Genomic DNA, 7,417 nt, shown 5'->3' on the forward strand with positions numbered 1-7,417 from the left:
AGGCCCAGGCACAGTGGAAGCAGCGTATCCAGCGGGTCATTCAGCATCTGGAGGAGCAGGAGAGGCTACGCAGTGGGGTCGCCATCGCCGAGGCTCTCAACCGGAGGGGGCTGACCACCTACCAGGGGAGGCCGTTCACCAGTGCCACGATTAGCCGACTGAGAATATAAGACGATAGCCCAGGCCTATACGATTGCATGTTTTTGAAAGGCATAGGCTATGTTTCTAGACTGTAACCTTGTTACATTAAGGGAATTGAACGTCATTTCCCTAAGGGAGAGCAGGGCAAAAGAGCTAAGGGGATAATCCCAGGCAAAAAAGGGGATTTGTGACTATAGGCGCTTTAAACCTAATAATTACGTGAGAGTGCTGTTTACAATAGATTTTTATGGAATTTGCGGGTTTCAATTCGCTAGGAATAGGGAGAGTAAAAAGGCCTTGCATGGGCAGATAAAATCCGTAATCTACGCATCGCCAGGCCAGCGAGGCCGGTGCCAGAGACCAAAGACCAGAACGATGAAAGCCGAGCTCCGACACGAAAACCGCCGCATGATGTACTGATATTGGCCAGCAGTTTTGGCCCCAATGAAGGCGCCTGATCCTGATTTTATAACGTCCACGAGCATATTCCTGGAGGCTGAATACTATGAAATTGACTACGAACCCATCAGTGACTCTGGCCCGTATCGCTTGGCCTGTGGGAGCCCTGAAAGGGGCATTACGTACCACAGTTCAAGGAGCAATTGCTCATGAATGCTTCACACCTATCTCACCACAAGGTGGATCACGCTGAACCATCGCTAATCACCATCACTCGCACTAGTGATGGCCTACCCTTGGAGCAAGTGTATGACGTCGAAGACTGTCACTCTTGCTGTCAGGACGACCCTACCCCTCAGGACCTCGGTGCCGAAGGAGTAGGTGACGCATCCGCACTGCCTTCGGATGCTTTCTCGGATGGTCATGCAGAAGATCGCCTCGCTGCAGTCCTGTCCCACAGTGGTCATGGACCAGCCAACGGCGCCATCAAGACGGTGTTCAAAGCTGCCATCACGCAGATGATGGCGTTAAGCCACCGTGGTGAGCCAACTAAAGCACCCCTGCTGGGCCCACAGGGCTACCCGGTAGCAGCGCTATGCCGTGAGCTGGTGGAACCGGGGAACGAGACCCCCTTTCCGCTGCCTATCACGGGCCTTGAGAGCGTCAATGGCCTGGATAGCTTTCAGGACCTACACGCCGCTATTCGCAACGAAGACCTTGTTGTTGTTACCACGCCGCGCCAGGGAAGCATCGCCAAGGAGCTTGCCAGCATCCGCGCCAAGTACGGGTGTTATTCGCCAATCATGGTCGTCAAGCATCATGGTAGCAAGGTCGAATCAGCGCTTCATTATGCTCCCGATGGCGCGAAGGGCATCAACGTCGTGTACCCCGATCTACCCCGTCTGATGGAAGAGGCTCGGGACCTCGCCAGCATGCTTCGTCCCGAGCTGATGTCGCTAATGCGCCGTGTCAGCGAACGTTGGACAACGGAGCGGGTGAGTACCCGCAACGCTGACACCCATGACGGGGTTCGCTGGCTGTGGCTAGTCGCGGATGAGCTGGGCCTGTCGTCGTCCCAGATGGATGACCTCAACTGGACGATGCACTTCCACTCCCGGTATTGCCGCCAGTCCAGGGATCTTCTGGTCCGCATCTAACCCCAAAAAATAACCAATGGCTCAGGGGGCTGTATGGCTCCCTGGCAGAAAGTTACGTCTTCGAAAAATAAACGGTGAAACACATGAAAAAAATCAACGAGTCAAAAGTAGAAAGCCAGTCCAACGTTTCCGGTCAGAAGCCGCTGAAGAAAATCAGCAAGAAGCAGGTCAGCCCGGAGGTCCAGCAACGCCTGGACAACATGCGACGCCCTCATAAAGCCAGCAAGGTTTGCTCACCCAGGGCAGCTGATAAGAAGCCTACACAGGTGGGCTATGCACCAAAACCCGCCCCGCAGCCTAGCAGGAAGGGTAGTTCTGCCGGCAAGAACAAGGAGCCGGATCTTCCTTTTGATGCGAAGGTCCAGAAGCTCCTCGAAGAAGGTGGCTACCTGGCTCAGGATGAAGGCTTAAATCAGACCCTTCTAGTGAGGCAGCCGGGAAACCCCATTGCCAGGCCGGTCGACAGTCAGGACATGGTCAACCAGCTGTACGTCGAGCTGATGGAACGGGGCGAAGACGTCTCTCCCGAAGCGGTCGAAAAGGCGCTTGTCGTTCTCAAGACCAAGGTGAAGCACTTCGGCAACAAGGTTCGGGTGTACTGCGCCGTTGGCTACGGTGAGCACCGGCTGAAGCGCATTATCGACCTTCGCCATGATGATGGTGCGCTGGCGGTCCTCGAAGGTGGCCAGGTTCACATTGTCCGTGAAGGTGAGAAGGTCGTCATGCTCAGGCGTCCGGGGATGGCGGCCTTCCCCATGCCCGCTGAAACGTCAGACCCGGAGCTGGATGGCCTGAACCCGCTGCTCGACCTGATCAACGCGCCGGAAGAGGAGAAGTACCTGCTGCTTGCATGGATGGCCTTCGTCCTGTCGCACCCCCTGGACCCTATGGTCTCCCAGGTATTCCTGGTGCTGTTAGGCGGTCAAGGATCGGGTAAAAGCTCATTCTGCAAGTGGGTGCTGCGCAAGTTCGTCGACCCCAGCAAGATGAGCGTGATGGCGCTGCCGCGCAACATTGACGACCTGGCGGTAGCGACGAGCTATACCTACATGCCGATCATCGACAACGTGCGCAACCTGTCCCGCCCTATTAGCGATAGGCTCTGCAAGATGTCGACCGGTGGGGAGGTCCTGAAGCGGAAGCTCTATACGGATGCCGACCCACATGTGTCTACCCTCCAGACCAGCCTGGTGCTCAACGGCATCGTCAACCCGGTTACCGAGCCGGATCTCAGCAGCCGGTGCCTCTTCGTTCATCTGGAAGCCCTGGATGCCGATCAGCGAGTGAGCGAGGCCGAAATGGCCGACTACCTCACCGAGCATGAAGGTGGGATCTTCCGGGCACTCTTGGAGTTGGCGGCTCAGGCGCTCAACGTCATGGAACATGTGGAACCTCAGCGCCCCCTGCGGATGCTGGAGTTTTCCCGTTGGCTGGCTGCTTGCGAGCATGTCATGGGCTTGGATGGGGGTTACCTCGAAGACGCTTACGCCAACAACCAGGCAAGCGCTTACGAATCCTCAATCGGTGAGCAACCGCTGGCCAACGCCCTTTACAACTTCGCGCTGCTCTACTGTGTTGATGGTCCGTGGGTAGGGACCTGTAGTGAGCTCCTGCCGCTACTGGAAGAGCTGGTCTCCGATCGGGATATTCGCGCGCACTTCCATCAGTGGCCGCACAACCCCGAGTCCCTGGGACGTCGCTTCACCCAGCATGCCGCCTCACTGGATGCCCTTGGGGTCAAGCTGGAGCGTCTGCCACGAAGCCGAAATCGTCAGGTCAAGATCTCGCTCAAGGCTGATTGCCCGCGTCTTGCCGAGCTAGCGCAAGACTAACCCGCCTGGAGGGGCTGTGGATCATCCGCAGCCCCTTTATCCCGTTGTGATCTTACCGATCGGACCGGCCACTGCGTCGGGTCGTCGGGTGTCGACGGGTACCGCCGAGACTTTCTCTTATCGTGTCACCACCGGTCAGGAGGAGATATGCCTGTCGTTGACCTCACCGCCCATCTCGTCAAGCGCCTGCACTGTCCCGAAGACAAGCGTCGCATCGAATATTGCGACCGCCAGCACCCCGGGTTCTATGTGGAGGTCAGGCGCACCACCCCCGGCAAGGGGACCTACTATCTGCGTCACACCACCGATCAGAAGAAGAACCAGCACTTCAAACTGGGTACCACGACCGAGATTTCCCTGTCTCAAGCCCGGAAGAAGGCAAAGACCTTGCGTGCCGAGCTGGTCATGGAAAAAACGCCTCAGACGGTCCAAAAATCGGCCAAGGCCGTGCCGACCCTCAAGGCCTTCGTCGAGGAGCAGTATCTGGACTACATCAAGACCCGCAAGCGGTCCTGGAAGACCGACTATACCCATCTACGCAGCAAGGTGATTCCTACCTTCGGTGGCAAGCGCCTGGACGAGGTCACCCATGCCGACGTGGCGCAGTTCCACAACCGGATGCGTAACGAGGGGAGGGCACCGGCCACCTGTGATCGTCAGTTGATGATCGTTCGGGCTCTATTCGCGGTAGCCATGGAATGGGAGCTGGTCGATAGCAATCCAGCCAAGTCAGTCAAGCTGTTCAAGGAGAACAACAACCGGGAACGCTATCTGGATGAGACCGAGAGCAAGCGGTTACTGGACGTGCTGCTGCACGATAGGAATCGTCCCGTCTGTTGTATCGTGATGTTCCTGCTCAGTACCGGGGCCCGGGTAGGGGAAGCCCTCAAGGCCAAGTGGTCAGATATTGACCTCACCAAGCAGACCTGGCGGATACCGGTCAGCAACGCCAAGAGCAAGAAGGAACGGATCGTGCCGCTGAATACCTCGGCGTTACAGGTCCTGGAGGAAGCCAAGCGGGAATGCGGTGGTCAGGAGTGGATCTTCGTCAGTCCCAAGACCCAGGCACCCTTCAAGTCGATTACGCTGGTCTGGCACCGGCTACGCGACAAGGCTGGGCTACCTGACTTCCGCCTCCATGATTGCCGCCATACCTACGCCTCCAAGTTGGTCGGGGCAGGGCGCTCCCTTTACGAGGTGCAACAGATCCTTGGTCATAGCAATCCCAAGGTCACGGAACGCTACGCTCACTTGTCCCAAGACTCCCTACTGAGTGCCGCGTCGAGTGCCAACTGGACCTATGACAGCGATGATGATCACCATGAGGAGGAGAACGACGACGACCGTGCCGACGTCACTGGGGAAGACAGCGCACCAATAACGACTCCCATACGCCACGCCAGCTGACCGAGCGAGGTTCAGAGGAGCTTTCAAGGATGAGAAAATAGTGCATTTGGTTATAGATACTATTTTTGAGGCATTGGAAATCCTATGACTGAGGGTAGGGAAGCGGAGTGGCGTCTCTGCCCCCATTATGAAGAGGCGACAGCCGGATGTATCAGGGCCCCGCTACGGGGCCTATTTTGGGGCCCCTGTGGCCCTTTTTTTGATCTTGGGGCAGGGCGCTTGTCGTCATCAGGTTGATCCTTGTAGATCGGTACGGATACATTGAGTGTTCACTAATGTTAGGAGTGCTCATCATGGTCCGTATGACCGGTTATCCATTCCATTCTGATTTTTGGAAGGCCTCTTCCGGCGTCACCCACTCGATATTTAACTTTCTTCCATTCACATAAATTATTCCCTGTGAAGAGTTTGGCTTGTTATGTTGTTTTCGATAAATTATCAGAGAGTCAAGCAGTTCCATTAGGTAATGCTTGAATCCTGAGTCATTGAGGGTCTTGTATGCGTTATCATTGAGGCGCCAGGTCGCTTTTCCTAGCCGGCCATCATCGTCTGCGAAAAATGCAATATCGCCAATTGCTAATCTATCGGATAGGTGTGTAGATGCTAGTTGGTCTAGACGATATTGATCGAAATCCGGGTCGTAACTCATCGGGAACCCTCCAGGTGGTAATTGTTAAAGAAGCATAGGGACGTCGGATAGTCCGAGCTGGCTTCGTGTGGCAATTGATAGATTTTGGTAATGTTCAAAAAGCCAATCTACAAAGTCAATTCCATCCATTACTTGAATGCCGTCTTTTTCAGCTAAGGCATTAGTGCTTTCACCTGTAACAGCTGTTGTGATCAGCCAGCGTTGTGCGTCATCTTCTTCAATTGCGGAAAGTTGACGAATGCCATGAGCCCCGGTGACCCCCTGATGATGCTTTACTTGAATGAGAAGTTTCGTGGGATTGAATCGGTCCTTTCGATAAGCCTCAATATCAGCATCCGCAACGCCTTCATAGTGTCGCTTGCTTGGACGATGAACGACATATCCCTCTAGTTTCAAGAGCTCCATCACCAGCATCTCCATCCCATTCCCACCTCCAGAAAGGAATGTACTTCCTTGTTGGATGCGCTCCAGAAGCGTTTGTTTGAATGCTTCTATGGCTTCACTGTTTTCAGCTTCGTATTGGCTATTTCTGTTGCTATATCCACCAGATTCTAGTCGAGAGTATAGTGTTTCTAGTTCGTCTGAAAATTCATCGAGCGATGCAACTGCCATTCGGATCTTTAGTCGAGTTTCAAGGGCGGTTGAGAGGTCGTCGCGAGGGATTCTTTTTATCTTTCCACCTGGTTCTCGTAGATATTTTGCGCCAACTCGGTTTTCTCCATATCCTACATCTGATCCAAAGCTCTTCTCGCCAGTAGCACGTGCAAGGAGGATAGCGCGAGGAACAGGGACTACTATCAAGTCACCGGGGCGAATGTTGAAGAATCGCCGAATTTGCTTTGCTTTCCTGCCTACCTCGATATCATGATCACGGAATGCTGCCATGAGAGAGTCGGCAGTTGGGTGGTCTGAGAAATTTATTTGAGGCCAACCATATCCGGCTTGGTCATTTCTTGCTAACTCAATCGGGCTTCGTACTAGAATTACTTTGGCCAAGATAGCCTCCTTGTCTCGTTTTATGGGTCGTGATTATAATTGGTATCATTTATCTTGAGTTGTATCCCTCATGAAGGCTATCAGCTAGCTATAGAAGTCGGCAACTACATGGTCGACTTTTGGTGGCAATAGTTTTAGGTGGGGTCGTAGATAGCTCGTTCTTGGGATGTTCGGTTCTGCAAAGCTCAAGAAACAGTGTTGAGGTGTTGCTCATTGCTCACTTGTTTGTTGCCCTGCGTGACGACTACGCCAAGAAGAGGAAGTGAGGGTTTCCCGGGATACCTGACGACACCCGACGACCTGACGCTGGGGCTCTCGGTCCTCGACTGTCTCCCGAGGGTAGGGGGAAGGTAACGCTGTATCGACTGATGGATTGGCGGTAGGGGTTCATGCCGGTCACCCAGAGTGAGCACCCGCTTCGGTCCTGCTTCGGTCAGTCAGCGGTCGATGGGATTGGCTCCCTTCTCCAGATTCCAGAGGGTTAGCCAGTGTGTGACTGTTCACTTCGGTCATGCGTCGGTCAGCCCTCTCCGGTACAGTGGTGGTCAATAAAATCCTTTGAAATCATCCGGGTAATGAGGTTTTCTGAGGTTCTGCGAGGCTCAGCTACTGCACCTTCTGCTTCCGCTGGGCGCAGTTCGTCGGCGACAAGGACCTGAAGTTCGCCTCCAATGAAGCGGATTCCCTGCACCGCTACCTGGCCGAGCATACCGAGGTCACCGACCTGCTGATGACCGGCGGCGACCCCATGGTGATGAAGGCCAAGCACCTGCGTCAGTACCTGGAGGGGCTGATGGCGCCGGAGCTGGATCACGTTCAGGACATCCGCATCGGCA

At 54.7% G+C, this 7,417-nt stretch carries 6 protein-coding genes; 3 read left to right on the top strand and 3 right to left on the bottom strand.

Features of this window, described 5'->3' with window-relative positions; genetic code table 11:
* Positions 1-749 precede the first annotated feature (749 nt).
* From LWH48_RS17760 to LWH48_RS17770, 3 genes are all read left to right on the top strand, one after another.
* Complete coding sequence (locus tag LWH48_RS17760) at positions 750-1,697, top strand: hypothetical protein (protein ID WP_232913625.1); 948 nt, start codon at positions 750-752, stop codon at positions 1,695-1,697.
* Positions 1,698-1,780: 83 nt separating this feature from the next.
* Positions 1,781-3,529 carry a hypothetical protein gene (locus tag LWH48_RS17765; RefSeq protein WP_232913626.1) on the top strand — a complete coding sequence of 583 codons (1,749 nt, stop codon included), beginning with the start codon at positions 1,781-1,783 and terminating at the stop codon, positions 3,527-3,529.
* A 147-nt stretch (positions 3,530-3,676) separates the two neighbouring features.
* Positions 3,677-4,936 (top strand): tyrosine-type recombinase/integrase, encoded by a 1,260-nt coding sequence (locus LWH48_RS17770; RefSeq protein WP_232913627.1) that lies wholly within the window; start codon positions 3,677-3,679, stop codon positions 4,934-4,936.
* 310 nt (positions 4,937-5,246) lie between these two features.
* On the opposite strand, the gene LWH48_RS17775 is transcribed toward LWH48_RS17770, so the two are convergent.
* The 3 genes from LWH48_RS17775 to LWH48_RS17785 all read right to left on the bottom strand — a co-directional run.
* The gene (locus LWH48_RS17775) at positions 5,247-5,585 is read right to left on the bottom strand and encodes a hypothetical protein (RefSeq protein WP_232913628.1); all 339 of its coding nucleotides are present in this window, start codon (positions 5,583-5,585) and stop codon (positions 5,247-5,249) included.
* Positions 5,586-5,609: 24 nt separating this feature from the next.
* Positions 5,610-6,581 (bottom strand): restriction endonuclease, encoded by a 972-nt coding sequence (locus tag LWH48_RS17780; protein WP_232913629.1) that lies wholly within the window; start codon positions 6,579-6,581, stop codon positions 5,610-5,612.
* Between the two features lie 520 nt (positions 6,582-7,101).
* Positions 7,102-7,417: hypothetical protein (locus tag LWH48_RS17785; protein ID WP_232913630.1), on the bottom strand; the 316-nt coding region annotated here is incomplete at its 5' end.

The organism is Halomonas sp. G15, from assembly GCF_021282295.1.
GTDB classification, from domain to species: Bacteria; Pseudomonadota; Gammaproteobacteria; order Pseudomonadales; family Halomonadaceae; genus Halomonas; species Halomonas alimentaria.